Annotated in this window: 18 protein-coding genes; 11 read left to right on the top strand and 7 right to left on the bottom strand. The window is 37.6% G+C overall.

Annotated elements, in window-relative coordinates; genetic code table 11:
• Nucleotides 1-16: 16 nt before the first annotated feature.
• On the bottom strand, nt 17-1885 hold the full coding sequence (locus tag ESZ36_RS02790; RefSeq protein ID WP_146783198.1) for a bifunctional acetyl-CoA hydrolase/transferase family protein/GNAT family N-acetyltransferase: 1869 nt from the start codon (nt 1883-1885) through the stop codon (nt 17-19).
• Between the two features lie 344 nt (nt 1886-2229).
• On the opposite strand from ESZ36_RS02790, the gene ESZ36_RS02785 reads away from it, so the two are divergent.
• From ESZ36_RS02785 to ESZ36_RS02775, 3 genes are all read left to right on the top strand, one after another.
• Nucleotides 2230-2865 carry a sulfotransferase gene (locus ESZ36_RS02785; protein WP_146783195.1) on the top strand — a complete coding sequence of 212 codons (636 nt, stop codon included), beginning with the start codon at nt 2230-2232 and terminating at the stop codon, nt 2863-2865.
• Between the two features lie 190 nt (nt 2866-3055).
• A complete protein-coding gene (locus ESZ36_RS02780) occupies nt 3056-3628 on the top strand; it encodes a tRNA-(ms[2]io[6]A)-hydroxylase (RefSeq protein WP_146783192.1) in 573 nt (190 codons plus the stop codon).
• A 383-nt stretch (nt 3629-4011) separates the two neighbouring features.
• Nucleotides 4012-4677 (top strand): LiaF domain-containing protein, encoded by a 666-nt coding sequence (locus tag ESZ36_RS02775; protein ID WP_146783189.1) that lies wholly within the window; start codon nt 4012-4014, stop codon nt 4675-4677.
• 74 nt (nt 4678-4751) lie between these two features.
• Here ESZ36_RS02775 and ESZ36_RS02770 read toward each other — a convergent pair whose 3' ends face one another.
• A complete protein-coding gene (locus ESZ36_RS02770) occupies nt 4752-5270 on the bottom strand; it encodes a DUF1697 domain-containing protein (protein WP_146783186.1) in 519 nt (172 codons plus the stop codon).
• A gap of 293 nt (nt 5271-5563) precedes the next feature.
• Between ESZ36_RS02770 and ESZ36_RS02765 the strand changes: the two genes are divergently transcribed.
• Nucleotides 5564-6850, top strand: coding sequence for a hypothetical protein (locus tag ESZ36_RS02765; RefSeq protein WP_146783179.1), 1287 nt, complete (start codon nt 5564-5566; stop codon nt 6848-6850).
• Nucleotides 6851-7088: 238 nt separating this feature from the next.
• On the opposite strand, the gene ESZ36_RS02760 is transcribed toward ESZ36_RS02765, so the two are convergent.
• The 4 genes from ESZ36_RS02760 to ESZ36_RS02750 are packed head-to-tail and all read right to left on the bottom strand — an operon-like array spanning nt 7089 to nt 9782.
• Complete coding sequence (locus ESZ36_RS02760; protein WP_146783176.1) at nt 7089-8207, bottom strand: low temperature requirement protein A; 1119 nt, start codon at nt 8205-8207, stop codon at nt 7089-7091.
• Nucleotides 8197-9132: a glutathione S-transferase family protein gene (locus tag ESZ36_RS02755; RefSeq protein WP_146783173.1), complete on the bottom strand. Its 936-nt coding sequence runs from the start codon at nt 9130-9132 to the stop codon at nt 8197-8199. Before ESZ36_RS02755 ends, ESZ36_RS02760 begins: the two co-directional genes overlap by 11 nt.
• 11 nt (nt 9133-9143) lie before the next feature.
• Entirely contained in the window at nt 9144-9281 is a 138-nt protein-coding gene (locus tag ESZ36_RS22475) for a hypothetical protein (RefSeq protein WP_170235755.1), read from the bottom strand.
• 12 nt (nt 9282-9293) lie between these two features.
• Entirely contained in the window at nt 9294-9782 is a 489-nt protein-coding gene (locus ESZ36_RS02750; RefSeq protein ID WP_146783170.1) for a luciferase domain-containing protein, read from the bottom strand.
• 104 nt (nt 9783-9886) lie between these two features.
• Between ESZ36_RS02750 and ESZ36_RS02745 the strand changes: the two genes are divergently transcribed.
• The 7 genes from ESZ36_RS02745 (at nt 9887) to ESZ36_RS02715 (ending at nt 22218) form a co-directional block, all read left to right on the top strand.
• Nucleotides 9887-10783 (top strand): LysR family transcriptional regulator, encoded by an 897-nt coding sequence (locus ESZ36_RS02745; RefSeq protein WP_146783167.1) that lies wholly within the window; start codon nt 9887-9889, stop codon nt 10781-10783.
• Between the two features lie 291 nt (nt 10784-11074).
• Complete coding sequence (locus tag ESZ36_RS02740; protein ID WP_146783163.1) at nt 11075-11647, top strand: ester cyclase; 573 nt, start codon at nt 11075-11077, stop codon at nt 11645-11647.
• A 54-nt stretch (nt 11648-11701) separates the two neighbouring features.
• Nucleotides 11702-13084, top strand: coding sequence for an alginate export family protein (locus ESZ36_RS02735; protein ID WP_146783160.1), 1383 nt, complete (start codon nt 11702-11704; stop codon nt 13082-13084).
• Between the two features lie 518 nt (nt 13085-13602).
• Nucleotides 13603-16626, top strand: a complete 3024-nt coding sequence (locus ESZ36_RS02730; RefSeq protein WP_146783157.1) for a TonB-dependent receptor — start codon at nt 13603-13605, stop codon at nt 16624-16626.
• 148 nt (nt 16627-16774) lie between these two features.
• Entirely contained in the window at nt 16775-21061 is a 4287-nt protein-coding gene (pulA, locus tag ESZ36_RS02725) for a pullulanase-type alpha-1,6-glucosidase (RefSeq protein ID WP_146783154.1), read from the top strand.
• Nucleotides 21062-21331: 270 nt separating this feature from the next.
• Nucleotides 21332-21709 carry an acyl-CoA thioesterase gene (locus ESZ36_RS02720; RefSeq protein WP_011042528.1) on the top strand — a complete coding sequence of 126 codons (378 nt, stop codon included), beginning with the start codon at nt 21332-21334 and terminating at the stop codon, nt 21707-21709.
• A gap of 164 nt (nt 21710-21873) precedes the next feature.
• The gene (locus ESZ36_RS02715; RefSeq protein ID WP_033081615.1) at nt 21874-22218 is read left to right on the top strand and encodes a YajD family HNH nuclease; all 345 of its coding nucleotides are present in this window, start codon (nt 21874-21876) and stop codon (nt 22216-22218) included.
• A 3-nt stretch (nt 22219-22221) separates the two neighbouring features.
• Here ESZ36_RS02715 and ESZ36_RS02710 read toward each other — a convergent pair whose 3' ends face one another.
• On the bottom strand, nt 22222-22419 hold the full coding sequence (locus ESZ36_RS02710; RefSeq protein WP_246128961.1) for a hypothetical protein: 198 nt from the start codon (nt 22417-22419) through the stop codon (nt 22222-22224).
• Between the last annotated feature and the right edge of the window lie 69 nt (nt 22420-22488).

Genomic DNA, 22488 nt, shown 5'->3' with positions numbered 1-22488 from the left:
ATTATCCCTTATTATTTTAGTGTTTTTCAGTATCACCCGTTTCCGGTGTAGTTAACGTTAGTTGTAAACTAACTTCATCAAAATCTTCACTTGGCTGGCGTACAAAGCCTGAACGTTCGAAGACTTTTAACATAGAGCCATTATCTCGTCGCACACAGGCAACTAAACTATCAAGCTTACGAATTTTAGCGATGGCGATCATCTCACCCAATAGGGTACTTGCCATGCCGCGACCACGTAAACTTTCTTTAATAACAAAAGCCACCTCACCGCTATTAATACTTTCAATATAATAATATCGAGCAACGGCTTGTATCGATTCACCTAAAGAATTTTTCTTGGTAAAACAGAGAGCAAGATCTGTGTGTTGATTTACGCTGACCAAATTACAGGATTTTTCACGCGTCATCTGGGTAATATGATGGTTGTAACGCATGATTAAAGTTTCTTTATTATGAGAATAGAAAAACTCTTGTAGTTTACGTTCATCAGCCGGCGCTAATGCCCTTAACGTGTAATTAATATCAGCAAAATTAAAGCGCTTCATTTCAATAGTGCCTAGTTCAGGCACAGAGCTAGGAGAGCTTTCTTGATACTCAGGCACCCAATAATGTTTACGAACATCGTTAAGCAATTTATCTCTAAATTTAGGGTGAGCGATACGAATCAGCTCTAGTGCACGTTCACGAATACTTTTACCTTGTAATGAGGCGATACCAAACTCGGTAACTACAAAGGCAACATGACATCGAGAAGTCACTACGCCACCCCCTTCAGTTATATGGGCAACTATACGAGAAGTTGTACCATCTTTGGTAGTGGAAGGCAGGGCTATAATTGCTTTCCCCCCTTTACTTAAAGAAGCGCCACGAACAAAATCTACTTGCCCACCAATGCCACTATAGAATTGATAACCAATAGAGTCAGAAACCACTTGTCCGGTTAAATCTACTTCAATGGCGCTATTGATGGACACCATGTTGTCATTTTTAGCAATTTTAACAGGTGAGTTAACATGTTCTGAAGGGTAAAATTCAATATGAGGATTACCATCAACAAAGTCATATAATTTTTGGCTGCCAATACAGAACGTTACTACGGCTTTGCCTTTGTGGTAGGTTTTTCTACGGTTATTGATAACCCCTTTTAGCATGAGATCAATCACACCATCTGAGATCATTTCACTATGAATGCCTAAATCTTTATGGTTACCTAAATAGGTTAATACCGCTTCTGGAATCTTACCTATACCAATTTGTAAGGTAGCGCCATTATCGATTAACATAGAAACATATTGACCAATTTGTTCAGTACGTCTATCCATTTCAGGGGCAAAAATTTGTGGTAAATCTTGCTCTGCATTTATCCAGCTATGAATTTGATTTACATGAACAAAGCTATGACCATTGGTACGTGGCATTTTAGGATTTATTTGGGCAATGACATATTTGGCTGCTTTTACTGCGGCAGAAACAATATCTACACTCACGCCTAATGAACAGTAACCGTATTCATCGGGAGGACTCACCATGATCAGTGCTGCGTCTAGCGGTAAGCTATTTTCATTAAATAAACGTGGTACATCAGAAATAAAGCAAGGGGTGTAATCTCCACGCCCTTCAGCGATAGCTTCACGAATGTTTTTACCACCAATAAACAAACTATTTACTTTAAATAAGTCTTTATGTTCAGGTTTCGCCCAAACATTCTCGGATAAAGTTAAAATATGAACGGTTTCAATATCATGTAGCCCTTTGCTATTGGCTATCAAATCATCTATTAAGGCATTAGGTACGGCTGCATTAGAGCCGATAAAAATACGATTACCTGATTGTAAGTAATCACCCCATTTGACACTATCACGTTGCTCGTCTTGTGCTGTCATGAATTTTCCTTGGCTAATATTTACTCGTTATGTGCTAGATATGTACTAGGTATATATTCCAGTATGCTCTCATAAATAAGGCATTTATTGATCACTGTCAATTGGACGTTTGTTATATAAATATTTATTGAATTTTGTCGATATTTATGCAGCTATTTACTTCTTTCTTATGCATGATAGCGTCCATACTTCTTACGGTACGTTCTAAAAGCAATTCATTCGAACAATTTTTTAATAATCAAAATCCAACAGCGCCAAAAAAATAAGTTATAATCGCATATTTTTAATGTGATTTTAGTGTGATTTTACTGAAATATACTTTACTTATAAAGGGTTTAGCTTAAGTGTCGACAGAGAAAATTTTTATTATTGGTTTACCGAGAACGGCAACCACCAGTGTGTGTTTAGCAATGCTAGAACAAGGTTTTAAAACGGCTCATAATGCTTATACGCAAGATTCCTTTTCTCAGGCACAGGTATTAGCCGATACACCAATATTTTGTGATTACCAACAACTTGATAAAGACTTTCCTAATAGTCAATTTATTCACTTAACGCGCGCTCCAGAACTTTGGCTTCCTTCAATTAAGCAGCTTTTACAACGCATGATGGTTAACCTACAACGTACTGATGGAGGGTTTAACCCCCATATAAAACGTTGTTATAGTGAAGTATTTTCGCCATTAACTGAGGATAACATTAGCAAGGATGAATTCTTGCTTGATTGTTATAGTCGTCATCAGCAAGGGATCTCTGACTATTTTAAAGAAAGACCTCAAGATTTACTTACTATTGATGTAAGTGATGAAAAGAGTTACTTGGCCATGTTATCTTTTCTTAATATTGATAGAGAAAAGGCACGAGAGGGCGGTTTTAAACAAATTAATATTGGCGGTAAAGTAAGAGCCTGGCAACACCTTAACAATGCTTTAAAAGTAGAATCTACTAATAAAGGGCGAATTGATAAGGTACTTTATTAGTCTCGATAAACTATTTGTTAAAAGGTGCAACGGTTAACTATTGTAGAGTGAAAAGTTCACAGGTAAAATCATGCCAATTTCGTCAATAAATTTCATTAAATAAATATATACGCCTTGATTATGAATCGTTCAGACTTCCTGTAACGAGCATCTTCAAGTGGAACGGGTATAGTCTTAGAGAGTAGTAAATATGTTTGAATTGAAACACCACACTGGCCAAGATTGGGTTGATGCTGTAATGGCTGACTTTAACAGTTTTTTACAAGACCATGCGGCGGCGGAAAAGAAAGCCTCAGGTATGGCAATGGCAATGTTATCTCATTATCCAGATAAAGCTAAACTTGTCCGTACTATGACTGATTTAGCTATTGAAGAGCTTATTCACTTCAAACAAGTATTAAAGTTACTTGTGGCTCGAGATGTGACATTAGGTCAAGATAAAAAAGACCCATACATTACTCAAATTCGAGCATTATTTCGTAACGGAACCAGCTTCTTTTTAATGGATAGATTACTAGTTGCAGCGGTAATAGAAGCCCGTGGGTATGAAAAATTCTGGTTAGTTTCAGAGGCATTACCTGAAGGTAAAGATAAAGACCTTTATGTAGCCATTGCAAAATCAGAAGAAAAGCATAAAAACTTATTTGTTGAGCTTGCTTATGAGTATTGTGATAAAAGCGAGGTTGATAAGCGTTTAGAAGAGATTTTAATTGCTGAAGCTGAGATCTGTGCGGGTCTTCCAATACGCGCTGTACTTCACTAATAGTCACTGTACTTCACTAATAGTCACTTATCTTATTGGTGTATTTCACAGTTAAGATGTATAAAGTACTCATTGACTAACGTCGACCATTTGAAAAATGAGTGCTTTATCTTTATCGCCGTCATACAGTTTTAAGCTAAATGATTATATTATCTCCCTGAATAACTTATTAAACTTTTTTAACTTTACCCCGCTTTATTCCCTTTATTTTGGTCAAAATAACCAGATAATTGTACTTACCTCATTCATATTTTGTTTTTTATTTTCAACTCATTGTATTTTATCGTTAATATTCTTGGCATTGTCATTGCTTCTTTATTTGTTACAGTGTTATTCATTTGTAACTAAGTAATCGAAAAACTTAAAAGCACAAGGAAAGTAAAATGACAGTTACCTTAAAAGACAGACCTATTGAAACAGTTCGTAGTGAAGTGATTGATCAATTGATCATGAATTATAGTCATGCTGAATTATCTTATGAGGCTTTTGAACGTCGTTTAGACCAAGCCATGGAATTGGCCAATCATCAAGACTTAGTCGATCTAACCAGCGACTTACCCTTAGCCGTTGATAAAGCTTTTGTGGAAAGTAAAAAGCAAGACTTAGCACCAAACTATGTGGCAGGTGAAGCAGAAGAATTAGATTATATGGTTAATATCTTTAGTGGCAGTACTCGTGGAGGTGTTTGGAGGGTTGCTAAAGAAACCCGTTATCTAAGTATCTTCAGTGGTACTGATATTGATTTTACTGACGCTCAGTTTAGCCAAGAAGTAGTACGTATTAAAATGTTCAGTTTATTTAGTGGTGATACTATTTATGTGCCTGAAAATGTCAATGTAGTATCAAAAGCGTTCTGCATTTTTGGTGGTATTGATAATATATCACCGAGTCAAACAAGATCTCATACCGTTAATCAACAGAGTCAAAACACTCCAACTATTATTATTGAAGGTGTTTCTATTTTCAGTGGCGTTAGTATTAAAGTGAGACGTAGTATGAAAGAACGCTTTGTTGAGCTAGCGGATAGTTTGAAAAATATGTTCTCCTAATAACTATATTGATTACCATAAATTAATACAACACAAACGGGTTTTAATTAAAGGCTCTACTTTTTGTAGGGCTTTTACATTTTTGTTAGCATAGTACTGACTTTATTGACGGTATTTAAATTTCGACCTGAAGCTGACTGGTCTAAACAAGCTTCTATATTAGCGACAAGTTTAGAGCGGCCAATGCCATTAGGGGCATGTAAATAAAATACTTTATCTTTTACAAAGTAGGCTTCTGATTCAGCGAGGTATTTAGCCATTTTTTCCTTGTTTAACTCAATGGCATTGTGGCAAAAATAAAAGTGAACGAACTTACCTTCGAATGTCTGATATGGATTGTTTTCCATCGCGCTATTAAATTGAGCTTCATTCAAGACGAATAGTTCAGGGGAAAACCCAAAATTATCTAACACAACTTTATTAATGACATCCGCTGGATTAGTTGAGTTTTGTACAACGACATTACCACTTTGAATATAAGATGATACCTCTTCAAATACGGTTTTCTGTAGCAGAGCAACAAGCTCCTTCATGGGTAATAAATTTTTACCTCCAACATTGACCCCTCTAAAAAATATTATATATTTTTCCATGGCAGTTCCTTAAGTACTTATTAACGGTCATAGGTATGAGCACTCCTTTGTATGAGAAAGCTACAGTATTATCTCTAAGATATCTTAAAGTATTTAATTTTCAAATCGTTAATTGAAATTTATATTTTTACCGTATTGATGACTTTTGCTTTGGTCAGTTTTTTAATAGGTTGGACATTTTTTGCAGTCAGGCAATAACTCCCATATCACAAGGAGGGCTTCTGTAAAAATAATATTTTTTATACTATAACTATAATTAACATTTGTTTCATACGCTATAGAGGGGGAGTCCAATGATTGAATGTAACGATGGTCTATCTGTAAAAAAATCTATATTGACTGCTATCATATTAAGTTTTACTTTTTTAAGCGGTAACCTGCTCGCACATTTACCCGCTTATGAGGGGGAAAGAGTTCGTAATGATAATCATTTTATTAAAAATGGTTTTGCAGAGCCGGTAAGAGGAAAATGTGATATTACTGCTGTTGGGCCTACGGATCCAAAAGCGGGATCAGCCAATATCTATCTTGGTCTTGGTAACACGCCACCTAATTTCTTTTGTGGATTTACGAGTCAGGATGACTGGAGCTTCGCTTCTCCTGTTGATATTATTGAAACATCACGAGTACCATCACCTGATCCGACTATATTAGGACTTGCGTTGGAAGAAGGATACATTCCTTGCTCTGCTGCAAGCCTAAATCCTTTTCAGTGTCCACGCGAAATAAAGAATCCAATGGATGGCTCAACAATCAATCTTCCTGGTCAATGTATAGATTTAGGTCAACCAGGTGATCCTAGTGCTTCGCCGTATCCTGATGGTGAATACCATTGCGCATTGCTTCCGGGGGCTCCTCGTCCGCGGGAAAGTTCAGTGCTTTTTAGTACTTTGACTGGGTCAAAAGACGTTGATTGGGGAGTCTATAAGTATGATCCCGTATTTTCCGAACAGCCCATAGTAGGAGCCAGTCAGGTGCCAGCATGTAAAGAGAACCTGAAAAACTTTGTGACTTTTGCCTATGCAGGGCCATTGGGCATGAAGGATGCGCGTAGTGGGGAATTACTTTTTATACCAGTGTCTGACGCAGGTAAACTTCCTCAAGAAATACAAGATAATTTACCTGATGGTTATGGAATAAGAGTTAAACGACCTAATACTTTCAATCCCAAGTCATATAATCCCCGTCTAGGGTATGCGAGTGGTTTTGCACAAAACGGCTGGTTACTGGCTCGTGATTCTGTGATCCAATGTATTGATGATTTTGAAGCTTGTTTAGCTGATGAGACAGGTGAGTTATCTAAGCACTATAACGATAATGATATATTTTTTGTGGATGAGAATGAGCCCGTCGACTTGTACTTAATGTGGTGGTCAGACAACAAAAATAATCGTTCAAGAGGTAAGAAAGGTCTTACTGATGCATCCATAACAACAGGTGTGGTTGATCAATTTATAATTGGTGATTTTAATAATATAGCTCAGTCAGGACCTTTCTCAGCAAACGGACGTTATATTCATGGCAAGTGTACTGATCCGCGATCAAATGGACGTGCAAATATAATTATTGAAACCAATTAAAATATATTTTTATTAAGGTCAGTTTTCGTATCACTGTGACCCAAAAATACCATCAAAACTTACCTATGCGAAATACCGCTTAGTGCCTTACTGTTCTCGTTTCGATAGTGCGCTAAGCGGAAGTTAGCTGTGATATTCACAAATATTCCGCTTCTCGCTAAAATAAGATATTTTTATTCCTTTTTTTTAAATATTTCCCGATGACGGCAATAAGCCTGAGGGTTAAATTTTTTTTAAATCATTCTCTAATTTTTTTTATAAATATGGTGAAGTTATAAGTGTAATTAATCGCAAACAACCAAAGGATCATTAGCGAGTTAAAGAGTAATACATTCATGTCTGCTTGAGAGAAAATGGCTGCGAGTACAACAGGTACAAAACAACTAACATATCTACATATGTTCAGTCCCCTGTGGTTCGAGTAAACGGAGCTTTGCCCTAAAATGAGCTGTAGTGTAGTGACAAAGAGTGTCAAAGCTGATGCTGTAAGCCAAATGATTACACCTTGATCTTTCACTCCCCAACTTGCAATTGCGGTAGAAATTACAATGATACTGATAAAAATCAGCAAGTTTGAGTAACCATGTATTTGACTATCTAAAATAGGATTATCTTCAATGAGTGGTTCAGATACTCTAAAGTACAGCCACCACATTAATGCCAAAATGGTAAATCCCGTGCCACTTAATACCAGATTTTCTAATGTTACGGTAGCGTTTTCTAAAAAGACTACCAATGCTACAACGACCTCACCCAACATGATAATGGTAAAAAGTCCTGTTCTTTCAGCCAGATGCTCAGCATGTGTTGTCGCATAAGCTTTGAGTGATTTTGAATTTAGCGCTAACACGATAATTTCAATCAAAATAGACAGTGCTAACATAGCGTACATTATTGTCGATTCGAATAATAATGACGATATCCATACGACAGAGCCTAAGCTAAATCCTACGATTAAGTGTCTTAATATTGTCCTATTTTCCACATTGAGTTTCCACTCGCGAATATACATCACGACTAAAAGTAGTCGAATGATGAAGTAACCCAAAATGAACTGCTGCGGATGCCCGTTAAATAAAGGGTTGATTGAAGTGATCAATACAGTAACAGCAAATAACTGAGCCAGAACAGCAATCACCTGAAAGGTATCATTACGTTCAAATCTATTAGCAAAGTAAGTATGGCCTGCCCAACACCACCAGATAGGAATAAAGATAATTAACCCCATAAAATAGTGGGACAAATGATCAGTATATTCAGGTAAATGGTGTACAATTTTTGCAATAACGGCGACATAAGCTAAATCATAAAATAGTTCTAACCAGGTTACTTTTCTAGTGTCTGATTCAAGCATCATTACTTACGGTACTTACATCAAAGAAGGGGAACCTTTTCTCACTATTATCGAGCCAATTAACAATGGGCCCTTTGGTTATGAGCCGAGAAGGGTTAATCTCAGGTTGCCCAGCAAAATAGGTTGTTTTAATAAAACCTATATGGAAGGTGGATCTGATAGCTTGGTAACTCATTAAATGAGTAAGGTATTTGTAAATATTTTCAAAATGGCTAAGCGGCTGATAGTTCAATTTAAAATGAGTAGCGTAAACCAATTCGAGTTGCACTAAGGTCAGAATAATCAATAAGTCACTCAAGCTTATGTCTACGCCATTATAGTATTGATGCTGAGCCAACTTATTATCTAATACCTTTAAGTTATCAAAAAACGCTAACGTTGCTGCTTCGTACTGATTTTGCTCGTTGGTAAAACCTGCTTTAAAGGGTAATGTATTGATATGAGTGTTAATCCATTGACATTGTTCTTCAATCTTCTCTTTATCTTGCTCCGGTATTAAGTCTACCCTAGAGCGCGAGACGTCCTGCTTCGCTAACCATTTACTTATTCCCAAAGAGTCATTGCTAACAATAATATTGAGTTTTTTATCCCATAATACTGGTACCGATACACGGCCAGAGTAATCTTGTTTGGCATCTTGATAAACTTGATATAAATAACGTCTTGATTTTAGTGGATCAGAATGTTCATCACTAAACTCCCAGCCACTATTATCTTTAAGCGGCGCAATAGAGGAGATTGACACATACTCTGCTAATCCTAGTAGAGAAATAACAAGCATGGTTCTATGAGCAAAGGGACACCCATACGAAACGTACAAATGAAATCGACCTTTTTCTAAAGTAGAAAACTCGTTAAAAATATCGACATGTTGCAGTTCAGATAAGTCACCTGATGACTGCCATAGCCCTTGTTTCATATAAGCCATTATTAATACTCCTATAATTGAGTTTCAAAGTGTTTTACAACATCGGATAACGCTTGAACAGCATCGGGGATTAATTTTCCATCAATCATTTTTTTAAAATAACTGCCAAGGCTATAAGTTCCTTTTACATCGCTGTCCCACCAAGGCATTAGCTCTGCCATTTATTGGTAAATAGGTACATATACTTCGTTTGTTAGGTACTCATAACTGGCAACAATGACTTGTTTTAAGGTTTCCATTTCTTTTTTATTTTGAGGTGCATAAACTAAAATTTCATTAACACCGTGCTTTTTGTATGGATGAGGCTCACCCCATTTAGCGTCATATACAGCATCAATATCTTTTTGTGGTAAACAAACATGAATGCTGCCATCTTTATGTAAATGAGCAAATTCACGACTTGCCGTTGGAGGCGGCATAAAACCATCTCTTGGTGTGTTTTTAATATTCTCATCAAGCCACATTGCTCTGCTTGATGGCACCGAAATCAAGGTTTTGTGCTCTCTAGATTTAGGGAAAGCATTAAACATCCAATCAGCAAGCGACTGATATATTTCTAGTGGACTATATTGGTCATACTGTAAATGTGGCGGTAATGGATTGGTTCTTGGTTTCACACCAACTCTTGTTGGTAATTTCAATGGTGACATTATTAACTCCAATTAATGATTAAGTTGGGACGAGTATAGGTAACTTGACTTTGTTTCTGAATACAGCAAAATAAGAAAATATATTTTCCAATATGAGAAATTAGATGGATAAACTAAAAGCAATGACCATTTTCAATGCAATTATTGAAGAAGGCTCTATGTCTGGGGCGGCAAGAAGACTCGGTATTGCTAATTCCGTTGTTTCAAAAAATCTAAATGAGTTGGAGGTCTGGTTAGGAAGAAAACTGATTTATCGTTCAACTAGAAGCCTAAAGCTTAGTATGGAAGGACAATCTTATTACGACAAAATCAAAGATATTGTCGTCGCTGTCGAGTCACTCGAACAACCCAAAAATGTAGATAATAGTGAACTTATCGGTTCAGTTAAGTTAACAGCGCCTGTGATTCTAGGGAAAAAACTTTGTGAATATGTATTGCCTAAATTTCATCTTGAGTTTCCTGGTATCCATTTAAATATATTACTTTCAGACGATTTCAATGACATGGTCGAAGAAGGAATCGATATTGCTTTAAGGGTAAGTAAACTTCCTGATTCAAACTTTATTGCCCGGAAAATAGGAAAACAAGCGCTTAGACTAGTAACGAGTCTTGCCTATATTGAAAAACATGGTGCTCCTTTGAGCCCAGAAAGCTTAAATAGACACGTATGTATCGTTGATAATTCAGTAGCAAATGCCAAAAGGTGGGGGTTTACTAACGCTGACGGGGGCATAAATAGTGTTCATGTAGATGGCCCCATGGAAGTTAATGATGCTGAATGCGTAGTTAAATTGTGTGAGGCCGGTGTGGGGTTAGCCCAATTACCCGAGGTTTTTGTTAACGAGGGTATTCGTCAAGGGCGATTAATTGAATTGCTCCCAGAAAAAACAATGGAGTTGGATATCTCAATTCTGTATCACCAGAAAAGTACTGGAAGTCCCATTATTAAATCGGTTATAGATTACTTATTCAATAATATTGAAGAAACATGCTTTCTTTAGATCTGTAAACTCTAGCACTGCTTTTCTATACCTTTTTTATAGAACTTTTATAGCACAAGTAACCATTTACACACTTCATACATGAATGTCTAAAGTCAGCGATTAAGTTGACTTTCTTGTTCGTCGTCCATCAAAATACTTTTAAATTCTTATATTGAGAAAAATACTTTCTCATTTATCACTATATAGAAAATATAATTCCTGACTTACACTTATCTTCAAGTTGAAAGCATAACGCTGTGGTAACACATTTATTTCAACAAACACCATTATGAAAACTAGGAGATAACGATGAAATCAATTAAATCACTATTAATATCAAGCACCGTAGCATTGAGTTTATTAGCCGGAAACGCTTTTGCAGGTGAATCCGTTGCTGAGCTCAAAGCACAGATCGTAAAGTTGGAGGCTCAAGTTGCCAGCCATAAGGCAGAACGAGCGACTACGGTCAAGAACCTGAAAACCTTCGATGAGCTGGATTTGGTCGCATTTAACAATCGCGATATAGAACTAATCAAACAGATTCATGCGACAGACGTTAAGGTTTACAACCCTGATGGCACAATTACCGAGCCGGCGGCTCCGCATGTCGAAGAACTTGAGTTTCTCTTCGAGACTTTCGATTTTAAAGTGGCCGAGCACATTTTGCAGTTTGGGTTTGGCGAATGGACCGCAGGTATTAGCATCTCAGAAGGCAAATGGATCAAACCACTAACTTTGCCTGATGGCACAGTGTTACAGCCTACGGGTAAAAAGGTTAGTCTCAAGATTGCAACCATCGCCCGTTGGGAGAATGGACGGATCGCTGAAGAGTATTTATTCTGGGATAACGCAGACTGGAATCGCCAAATTGGCTTGAAATAGGCTTAGAACTGGTCAAATTTAAAGCGTAATTAGTTAAGTAAAAGGTATCAGCCCATGTTGAATTCATTAAAAATTATTATATTTATAGGCACTATTTTTATATCGAATTCAGCTTGGGCTGAAGTGAACTCGGAAAATTGGGGAGAACGGCTTCACTTTTTCCGCTGGCTTGAAAATTATGATGATTTTGAGGCTAAGCAAGATGAAACATTGGCTGCGCTTAAGCACATAGCGCTAAATAAAAGCAATACAGCTTACTTAACAATAGGCGGTGACTACCGTGGTCGTTACGAGCACTATTCAAATCAAATGTTCGGCTTAGTATCTGATGACTCTTCAAACTCTCGATTACAACGCTTCATGTTACATGCGGACTTACAATTTGAATCTTCTCGGTTATTTGTGCAACTTGCCAAGTATACCGAGCAAGGTTTAACTCATGGTCCACGCCCATTAGATGAGTCAGCGTTAGATATCCAACAAGCATTTTATGAAAGTCATACTGGTTGGGGAGAGTTTAAGGTTGGCCGTCAAGAGTTTATTTTAGGCGGAGGTAAAAAAACAGGCGTAAGAGAAGGCCCGAACCAAAGAAGAGCGTTCGATGGCATTAATTTCACTGTTAACGGTGATTTAAAAAGCGCATTTGATGTTTTTTATATGCAAGAAGTACAAGCCGAAAAGGAGTCATTCAAAGACTCATCGACTTCAGCTATAAGATTTTACGGTGTTCATGCTAAAGCGTTGATCGCTTGGGAGAATGACGTATCGATGGATCTATTTTACTATGGTTATAATCATGACCGTAAAGTATACGAACAAGGCGTAGGAAAAGAAGAACGTCACAGTATAGGAACACGTTTTTATAAAACAACTGGGCCTATACAATTTGATTACGAGCTAACTTATCAGTTTGGCGATTTTGAACAATATGACATTTCCGCATGGGGGCTTGCCAGTGAAACTAGTTTGCTTATAGATAACTACCATTGGATAGATAACGTTGGGCTACGCATAAATTATGCTAGTGGTGATAGTGATCCTCAAGACGATAAACTGGGCACATATAATGCTTTATTTCCTAATGCCGCCTATGTATCCGAGTCAGCCTTGTTTGCACCAGGTAATGTTAAGGATATTCAGCCGTTTGTTAATTTGCGATTAGCACCTAATTTAACTGTATTCGCAGGTGTAGATTTTCTATGGCGAGCCTCAAAAGGTGATGGCTTGTATGTAAATCCTGGGGTTGTGTTATTAACATCTGATACAAGTAACGACAGCTTCTATGGAACACAATTTAATGTCATAGCAACTTGGGATATCACTCACTTTTTATCTGTTCAGAGCTTTTATACTCACAGCAATGTTGGTGACTTTATTGAAGAGAGTGAAGGTAAAAATTCAGACTTCTTTATGACCTCGATAGCATTTAAATTTTGAGCTATCAGTGACAAGTTAGATAAGCAATATGATATCAAATCTCCCTAGAAAACGATTAAAAAACTCATCCACAGAGTGCGGTAATGTAGGTGTCTATTTTACTTCTCACACTATAACTATTCCATTTAACGTTTATTTCTAGTTCATCCATAACACCTTTAGTGTTGCCTTAATTTACGCTTTATACAGCGCAATAAAATTTGTGTAGCGCTATTTTGCATACGTATTCAAATGTAATCAATTTGTACGGTTTGTCGATTTATTATTCCGATTTATTGGTGTTATGGATACATTCTGAACACCAATATTAATGGGATAGCGGCTCATTAATGCCAATTTAGTTTTAATATTTTTTACTTCTGTTTAATTATTTTTTGATTTTTACGTATTGTTGAATACGTATGCAAAACATATCTAAAGAAAAATTCGCCCCTTATATTAAGTTGAAATTATAAAAACGAAGTCAGTTAGAAAACTGATAATAAAAATATTTCATGGATGAATATGGGGGGAAAATTATGCGTAAATTTAAACCGAGTAAGCTTTCAATAGCCTTGCTTTCCTGTGGTGTTATGGTGTCTTCTGGGGGGATTTATGCTCAAGAAGCGGTTGAAACCACAGTAGAACCAGAAAAGATTGCTGCAAAAATTAGTGCAGAAGAAGAGATTGAAACAATTGAAGTGATTGAAGTTACTGGCTTTAGACGTTCACTTATTAAATCTATCAATCAAAAACGTTTTGCAGATACCGTATCAGAGCAAATAACTGCGGATGATTTAGGTGCACTGCCTGATGTTTCAATGGCAGATGCTTTAACACGTTTGCCTGGTATTTCTGCCGTAAGAACAGGGGGGCAAGCTGCTGAAATTAATATTCGCGGTATGTCAGGCGGTTTTGTATCCACAACATTAAATGGCCGTGAGCAAGTATCAACCAGCGGTCAGCGTAGTGTTGAATTTGACCAATATCCCTCAGAACTGATATCACAAGCTTCAGTATTCAAATCACCCAAAGTGTCACTTATTGAAGGTGGCGTGGCAGGTACGGTTGAATTAAAAACTGCCAGCCCTTTGAAAAATGAAGAACAACATTCTTTTAATGTAAATGCTCGTGGTATGTATAACGATTTGGCAAGTGACGTACCTGATGCCACATCAACTGGTCATCGTTTTAGTGTTTCTTACCAAGGTAAATTTTCTGATGACACCTTTGGTGTCGCTCTGGGTTATGCGCGTTTATTTCAGCCAAGTGCCACCACACAATTTGTTGGGCTTAACTACAGTAAATTAAGAGATGTAGACGGCTTAGCTGATGATATCAATGGACCAACCAAAGAAGAGGGAATTCACCTCGCTAAAGAATATGTCGGTGAAGGTTTTGAATTGCAACACAAAGGAGGGGAAGAAACCCGAGATGGTTTTGTAGCGACCCTTGAGTGGCAGCCCGCTGATAACTTTAGTCTAAAATTTGATAGTTTTTATTCGAAATTTGACTCGGAAGAGTTTGCTCGTGGTTATCGAGTGAAATTTGATGGTAGCCAAGCGGCAATAGGCAACCCGACTATTATAGACAACTCAGTAATAGGCGGTACGTTTAATAGAACTTCTAATAGTTCAACGCGTGTTGAAATCGTTAATGATGACAATAGTGATTCTGATGAAGTACAAAGTTTCGGTATAAATGCTGATTGGCAAATCACCGACAACTTTAATATGGCGGTAGATTTATCTTATTCATCAGCTACCAGTGATTTTAGAAACGGTTTAATTTGGTCATTAGTTGCTGACGATCCTAATGCTGTGCAGCCAGAATTTGATAATAACGTATCAATAAATTATTTATTAAATGGCTTAGATTTACCTGATGTTAGTTTAAATCAAGCGGATGCATTAACTGATGTAAACCGCGTTATGGTAACAAAATACGGTATTTATCCTTATGTGAATTCTGATGAAGTTATTGCTGCTCGTGTTGATTTTCAGTATTCCCTTGATTCAGATTATATTTCGTCTGTGGAATTTGGTGCACGTTATTCAGAAAGAGAATACAGCAGCGATCGTTCAGTATATGAATTTGGTAGTGATAGTGGTTTTAATTCGAAAGAAAAACCGTTAAATATCACTGAAGATATGGCTACCGTGGTTGACTGGAAGGGTGATTTTTCTTCTTTTCCAAGTTACTTAGCACTTGATCAAAACAAAGTATTAAATGCTTGGTTTCCTCAAGGCATACCTCAACCTGTGCAAACATGGGGCGGCTCTGCAAGCGGTGTAATAAATGGCGATCCATTAGGTAAAGATACAGCTTGGACCGTTAAAGAAAGTGGTCAAGTTTTTGAAGATATCTTTGCGGCCTATATCATGGCAAATATTGATGTAGAAATTGGTGATATTCCAGTAACTGGTAACTTTGGTGTTCGTGTTGTTCGAACTAAACAAGCGTCTACTTCATTACAAGATGTTGGTGAAACAGCGGTAAAAGATGCGTACGGACAAGATGCTATTGACGAAAATGGCGATGTTATTGTTCAAGCGAATGCCGACTTAGGTGCGCAGTTTATTACGGATGATGCTGGTCTAATCAATCAAAAATATGCACCGGGTATTATCGAAAATACTTACACCGATTACCTGCATCAAATGAATTTAAATTTTCATATAACGCCAAACGACCAAATACGTTTTGCTGCGGCTAAAGTAATGAGTCGTCCTAATATTGACCGACTTGCTTCTAACAGCAGTGTGAGCATCAACAAAGTGACAACTGACAGTGGTACTTATGCTGAAATCAGTGGTAACGCGAAAAACAGCCCACATTTAAAACCGTTTTATGCCAATCAGTATGATATTTCCTATGAACGATACTTTTCAGAATCTGATGGTAGTTTCGTTTTTGCACTTTTTTATAAAGACATAGAATCGGCCGGTATTGTTACGCAAACAATCAGTGAATATGACTTTGCCGGTAATGGCTTAATTGTACCAGACGAATTTATAGATCCGTTAAGTGGCGTGCCATTAGAAATTCGTAACGGTAATTTTGAAACGGCGTTTAATGATGATAAAGGCGGTTATATAAAAGGGCTTGAGGTGAGTTACACCCAAGTCTTTTCATTCTTACCTGATTTTTGGTCTGGTTTAGGACTTAGTACAAGTTACTCTCATACCAAAAGTGAAATTCAACAAATTTCACAATTAGGACAGCAAGACTTACCTATTACATTGCCTGGCTTATCTGAAAATGTTTTACAAACCACACTTTTCTGGGGTTATCAAGGTTTTGAAACACGTGTTAGTGCGCGTTATCGAGATGAGTTTGTGTCAGAGCAAGTAGCGGTTGAAGCACAAACGGTTAATTACGATGACGAATTGGTGATCGATTATCAGGCTTCTTATCAATTTAATGACAACTTAGGCATGGTTTTTCAGGTGAACAACGTAACCGACGAACCAACTAAAAGTTACTTTGGTGTACAAAGCCAAACAGGCACCATCCAGTACTTTGGTCGTCAATTCTTTTTAGGCATGACCTACGCGTTATAGCGGCAGTTAGTTTTGAGTTATTAGCCAGAATTTATTAGTCGGGAGTTATTAAAAATGAGTGAAATTAAATTTTCCAATAAAAAAAATCCAATAATTTCGGTGCTAATTCCGGTATTAACTCGCCAATTATTCATTTGGAGTAAAAGTTATGTTTAGTCAAAAATCGGTGTTAAGAGTAATTGTCTTAGCATCTGTATCTATGGTACTGGTCGCGTGTGGTGGCTCAGAGTCTACCGAGCCGGGTGAAGTACTACTTAGTTGTGATGTACCAATGGTTTCTGATGCTGCCGGCACAAGTTGTGTTGCGCCAGAGCCTATTGAATGTCCTGTTCCAACAGTGCCTGATGCGTTGAATGAAAGTTGTGTTGTTGGTATAGATCCCAAAGCACCAGAGCCTGTGATTTTTGCAGGCGAAAATCAGGCGTTACTGTTTTATAACCGTGCAGACGGTGAATACAGTGACTACAAAATGCATAATTGGAACAGTGCTGAATGTGATGCTTATGCTGCAGATTCTATAGCGCCTTCTTGGGATAATGGCTTAGCACATACTGGAGTTGATCCTGTATACGGTGCGTATTGGCTAGTAAATCTTAAAGACGATCACAACGAATGTGGTCATTTTATTATCCATAAAGGCACTGATGACGCAGGAAAAGAGTTTGGTGGTGGTGACTTTAAAATGCCACTGTTTCAAGATGATAAAACATACCAACGCATGAACTTCACCTTTTCAGGTGTCGCTTCTATTTTTGAATATCCCGTTGTAACTTTGGGTAAACAGGCATTAGCAATAAGTGGCTTTTCAGCGCATTGGATTGATAGTAATACCTTTACGTGGAATGTAAATTTTGATCTGGTTACATCGGTAAAATTACATCATTCAGCGACTGCTGGTATTGGGGGGGATGAAGCTAATGAAGATGTTATCACCGGCACGGTTGTTGAGTTAACAGAAGTTGATTTAACTGACGAACAAAAAACTGTCGCGCCTTTAGTTGCTGACTGGCCTGCTTTTTCTGGTAATTGGTCAATTGAAGAAGCAAAAACTCTCACAAAAAACCAATTGGTTTTAGTTGGTTATAACGCGGAAGGGTTAGCTGTTGCTGCCACTTATGTTCAAGCTGATTTAGTACTAGATGATCTTTATACTAAAGGCGAAATGGATGCTGATGAAGCAACGTTAGGTGTTGTTTATGATAATGGTAGCGTTAAGGTTTCTGTGTGGTCTCCAACCGCTCAAAAGCTTAAACTAAATATTTATGATGCGAATAAAGACATGGTTTCAAGCCATGACATGACTGAAGACTCCATGACCGGTGTCTGGAGTTATACAGGTGATGCAAGTCTTGACCGTCAATTTTATCGTTTAGCGCTAACGATTTACCATCCACAAAATAAAGCGATTGAAGAAATAGAAAGCACAGACCCGTACTCGTTAAGTTTATCAACCAATGGTGAATATTCTCAGTTTGTTAATCTATCTGATGAAGAATTACAACCAGAAGGTTGGGATGGTCACTTAGTATCAACCATTGAAAACTATGAAGATGCGGTAATTTACGAAGGACACATTCGTGACTTTAGTGCGCAAGATGAAAGTACCTCGGTTGAAAATAGAGGCAAGTTCTTAGCGTTTACTGAAATTGATTCTGCACCTATGCAACATTTACAAAAATTAGTTGCTAACGGTTTAACGCATTTTCATATGTTGCCTGCCAATGACATCGCAACGATAGGTGAAGATCCTGAGAAGATTATTGATTTGGATAGTACCGTCTTAGATTTGTGTAAAATAAACTTCCAAGCACCGCCTTGTTATCAAAATATCGATGACCAAACATTGCGTGCTGTTTTTGAAAGTTATATCCCTTTTTCAAACGAAGCAGCATTACTAACTAAAGCGATGAGTGATAATGATAGCTTCAATTGGGGCTACGATCCTAAACACTTTAATGTGCCTGATGGTATTTACGCGTCAAACCCAGACGGTGTAAGTCGAATCAAAGAAATGCGCGCAATGATTAAATCCTTGCATGACATTGGCTTACGTGTGGTTTTAGATGTTGTTTATAACCATACTAATTCTTCTGGTTTATGGGATAACTCGGTACTTGATAAATTTGTGCCTGGCTATTACCACAGTCGTGATGTTACTACTGGTGCTGTGCTAAATGGCACTTGTTGTAGTGACACTGCTCTTGAACATCGCATGATGGACAAGTTGATGGTCGACTCGTTAAAGCAGTGGACTGAACAATACCAGTTCGATGGATTCCGTTTCGATATTATGAGCCAAGGCTCTAAAGCGCAGATGTTAGCAGCACGTGACGCTGTTCAAGCGATTGACCCAGACAATCATTTTTATGGTGAAGGCTGGTACAAAGACTCTCGTGGTTTTGAGCGTGCCGACCAAGAAAATATGGCAGGTACTGAAATTGCTACTTATAACGATCGTATTCGTGACGGTATTCGAAATGCGACTTTATTTAACAACGAAAGTGATTCAGATTATCCATTTGAACAACAAGATATTGTTAAATTTGGTATGGCCGGTACGTTAACTGATTATGTATTGAAAACCTTTAAGGGGACTGACGTAATCGGTAGCACTTCGGGTATGTATGCAAAAGACCCTGCAGATATTATTAACTATGTTTCAAAGCATGATAACGAAACCTTATGGGACAACTTACAATTTAAGCTAAGTCCTGAAATGAATAACAGCGAACGTGTTCGCGCACAAAACATTTCTCAATCAATCGTATTGTTGTCGCAAGGTATTCCATTTTTGCAAATGGGTGGTGACTTCCTTCGCTCTAAATCGTTAGACCGAAATACGTATGACGCAGGTGATTGGTATAACCTAGTTGATTTCACTTTCGAATTAAACAACTGGAATAAAGGTTTACCGCTAGATAAAGGTGGTCGAAGTGATGATGACTTAGTTAATTTAGCCTCTAGTTCATCAAGCACTGTTGCAATGACAGATATATTATTTGCATCTAATGTGTTCAATGAATTTTTATCAATTCGTTCAAACAGCCCATTATTTAGATTAACCACAGCGTCGGATATTATTAACCGCGTTGGTTTTCATAATATTGGGAAAAATCAAACCCAAGGTTTGATTGTGATGAGTATCGATGATGGCACAAACCTTACTGATATTGATCCAAATTACGATGCAGTAGTGGTTGTGGTAAATGGCAGTAATACCGAACAGTCACATACTATTGCCTCAGCAAGTGATTTTATCTTACATCCATTATTAGCTGCCTCAGTTGACGGCACTGTTGCTAGTGCTAGTTTTGAGCAAGGTACAGACGAAGGTAGCTTTACTGTTCCTCCGCTAACTACCGCTGTTTTTGTTAAAGTTCAGGGCGAATCACAAGCAACAGGTTTATCAGCTTATGCAACAGCAGGCGCACCTGACGTGGTTCCTTATGGAGATACTGTTCCATATGTTCGTGGCGACATGAATGGTTGGGGTGAAGTTGACGGTTTGGTTTATCAAGCTGATGGCATATACCAAGCCAAGATTACTCTCGCTGCGGGAAGTTATGGTTTTAAGATTGCTTCAGGTGATTGGTCAACAATTAACTTAGGGGCAACAGGCTCTGGTGGTGAAGTATTAGAAGATCAAAACTTTAGTTTATTATCGGGCAGTAATGACAATTTAAGTATTACTGTTGCGATTGATGGAACTTACTTCTTTACCCTTGATGCTTCTGATATCAACGCACCTACTTTGTTAGTAGAAAATGAAGAACCATTTGTTGGAACGCCTGTGTTTATTCGAGGTGACATGAATGGTTGGAGTGAAGATAACCCACTAGTTTATATAGGTAATGGTAAGTATCAAGCCACCATAACAATTAGTGCATCAACACCTAGCTTTAAAATAGCTTCTGCTGATTGGTCTACCGTAAATATGGGTGCACCTGCTGATGATATGGAAATAACGGAAGGTGAAAATCAGTTATTATTATCAGGTAGTAGTGATAACTTCAGTATGAACTTTGCTGTAGACGGAGATTACACTTTTGTTTTCGACGCCTCTAATTTGGCTGAAGCTACATTAAGTATCTACTCAGCTGAAATGTTTGGTGTTACACCGGTATTTATTCGTGGCGACATGAATGGTTGGGGTGAAGTTGATTTGCTTAACTATGATGGCGCAAGTAGTTATTCAGTGGAAATAAACCTAGCTGCTGGTGATTATGGCTTTAAAGTTGCCTCGGGTGATTGGTCTACAATCAATTTAGGTGCGCCGGCGGATACTACAGTCGTAACCTTAGACTCTCCGTTGTTATTAGTGCAAGACTCGCAAGATAACTTGAGTGTAACTATTGTAGATGATGGTGTTTATATCGTTACGGTTGCAGGACCTAACCCGACAATACCTACTATAAACATTAGTAAGAAACTGTAATGCTTACTGTAAGTTAATATCAGTGGAATAAAGCGTTATAGTTAAACTGTCTCGTCCTAGAAGATGTTAAAAGCTCTCTACTTGTTAGAGAGCTTTTTATATGTGGGAAGTTAATTATATCAACTCTCATTATTTGTGACGATCCACAAATAATAAGTGAAACATGATAAGTATAACCGGGCATCAATTAGAGTTAATGCTCAGTAATTACTAGAAACTCTTGCTATAATAAGCCTTACTATTTTTGATACATATACTTAAAGGCTTTTTATGCGCTTTCTTTCCCGTCGTCTTGTTATGCCCAACGATTTAAATTACGCAAACTCTCTATTTGGTGGTCGCGCACTCGAATGGATTGATGAAGAGGCTGCTATTTACGCTATCTGTCAATTAGAAACCAACTGCTTAGTAACAAAACATATAGGTGCAATTAGTTTTGAGTCAGCAGCTATGCAAGGTGATGTAGTAGAGTTCGGCTTAGAAACTAAAAAAGTAGGTCGCACTTCTATTACTGTGACGTGTTTAGTACGTAATAAAGTGACTAAAAAAACCATTTGTTTGGCGGATGATATTGTTTTTGTACAAGTTGATGCGAAAACACGTTTACCTATTCCACACGGTAAAACACTGGAATCACTAGATCAGTAAATTATACCAAAGCTATTTTAAACTGAATCATGCAGTTTAAAGTTGCTTGGGTATAGCGTAAAACAAATACCCTTAATCGGTAGTATTCGTTTATATCCAGCTATTGCTAAGCTTCGCGCTTAGCAATACACTAGTAATATAATTTATTTACCTCCTATATTCATATGTCCTCAGATCGTTTTGGCACAAGTGCCAACTACAAACAACAAGAAAAAGGTTATCGTGACCGAGCATTAAAATTATTCCCTTGGGTATGTGGTCGCTGTGCCCGTGCTTTTGAGTTTTCTAACTTAAGAGAATTAACCGTGCATCATATGGATCATGACCATACCAATAATCCAAATGATGGTAGCAACTGGGAACTATTGTGTATTTACTGTCACGATAATGAACATGCTAAATATACTGATCACGCTAATTATAAAACGGAAGTAAAAGCGGGCGATACCAATCAAGATACTGCCACGTATAACCCATTTGCGGATTTAAAATCAATGTTGAAGAAGTAGGGATTACTTCAAGACATCTTCTTGCGTTAGATACTGCTGATAAGTCGCTATGCCAAAAAAACGAACGGATTTCTTCAGTTTTAATTTTTTGGCAATCAGCAGTTCACCACAATAAATTTTAACGACCTGCTTTTCTCCATTACTGTCGGTTTCAAAGTCATGCAGCGGATTGAGCCTGAGATTATCAAATTCAGTTTTCATTATTAGCTTCATTGCATCAGCACTCTGTCAATAATAGGTGAAGTTTGTACCTATAAGTTATGCCTATAA

Source organism: Colwellia demingiae, from assembly GCF_007954275.1.
In the GTDB taxonomy this organism is placed as follows: Bacteria; Pseudomonadota; Gammaproteobacteria; order Enterobacterales; family Alteromonadaceae; genus Colwellia; species Colwellia demingiae.
This window is presented reverse-complemented; position numbering and strand designations above follow the sequence as displayed.

Bases quoted from the DNA above. Each gene is read 5' to 3' on its own strand.
- ESZ36_RS02790 (WP_146783198.1), bottom strand. From the start codon at position 1,885: ATGACAGCACAAGACGAGCAACGTGATAGTGTCAAATGGGGTGATTAC.
- ESZ36_RS02780 (WP_146783192.1), top strand. From the start codon at position 3,056: ATGTTTGAATTGAAACACCACACTGGCCAAGATTGGGTTGATGCTGTA.
- ESZ36_RS02775 (WP_146783189.1), top strand. From the start codon at position 4,012: ATGACAGTTACCTTAAAAGACAGACCTATTGAAACAGTTCGTAGTGAA.
- ESZ36_RS02770 (WP_146783186.1), bottom strand. From the start codon at position 5,270: ATGGAAAAATATATAATATTTTTTAGAGGGGTCAATGTTGGAGGTAAA.
- ESZ36_RS02765 (WP_146783179.1), top strand. From the start codon at position 5,564: ATGATTGAATGTAACGATGGTCTATCTGTAAAAAAATCTATATTGACT.
- ESZ36_RS02760 (WP_146783176.1), bottom strand. From the start codon at position 8,207: ATGATGCTTGAATCAGACACTAGAAAAGTAACCTGGTTAGAACTATTT.
- ESZ36_RS02755 (WP_146783173.1), bottom strand. From the start codon at position 9,132: ATGGCTTATATGAAACAAGGGCTATGGCAGTCATCAGGTGACTTATCT.
- ESZ36_RS22475 (WP_170235755.1), bottom strand. From the start codon at position 9,281: ATGCCTTGGTGGGACAGCGATGTAAAAGGAACTTATAGCCTTGGCAGT.
- ESZ36_RS02750 (WP_146783170.1), bottom strand. From the start codon at position 9,782: ATGTCACCATTGAAATTACCAACAAGAGTTGGTGTGAAACCAAGAACC.
- ESZ36_RS02745 (WP_146783167.1), top strand. From the start codon at position 9,887: ATGGATAAACTAAAAGCAATGACCATTTTCAATGCAATTATTGAAGAA.
- ESZ36_RS02740 (WP_146783163.1), top strand. From the start codon at position 11,075: ATGAAATCAATTAAATCACTATTAATATCAAGCACCGTAGCATTGAGT.
- ESZ36_RS02735 (WP_146783160.1), top strand. From the start codon at position 11,702: ATGTTGAATTCATTAAAAATTATTATATTTATAGGCACTATTTTTATA.
- ESZ36_RS02730 (WP_146783157.1), top strand. From the start codon at position 13,603: ATGCGTAAATTTAAACCGAGTAAGCTTTCAATAGCCTTGCTTTCCTGT.
- pulA (WP_146783154.1), top strand. From the start codon at position 16,775: ATGTTTAGTCAAAAATCGGTGTTAAGAGTAATTGTCTTAGCATCTGTA.
- ESZ36_RS02720 (WP_011042528.1), top strand. From the start codon at position 21,332: ATGCGCTTTCTTTCCCGTCGTCTTGTTATGCCCAACGATTTAAATTAC.
- ESZ36_RS02715 (WP_033081615.1), top strand. From the start codon at position 21,874: ATGTCCTCAGATCGTTTTGGCACAAGTGCCAACTACAAACAACAAGAA.
- ESZ36_RS02710 (WP_246128961.1), bottom strand. From the start codon at position 22,419: ATGAAAACTGAATTTGATAATCTCAGGCTCAATCCGCTGCATGACTTT.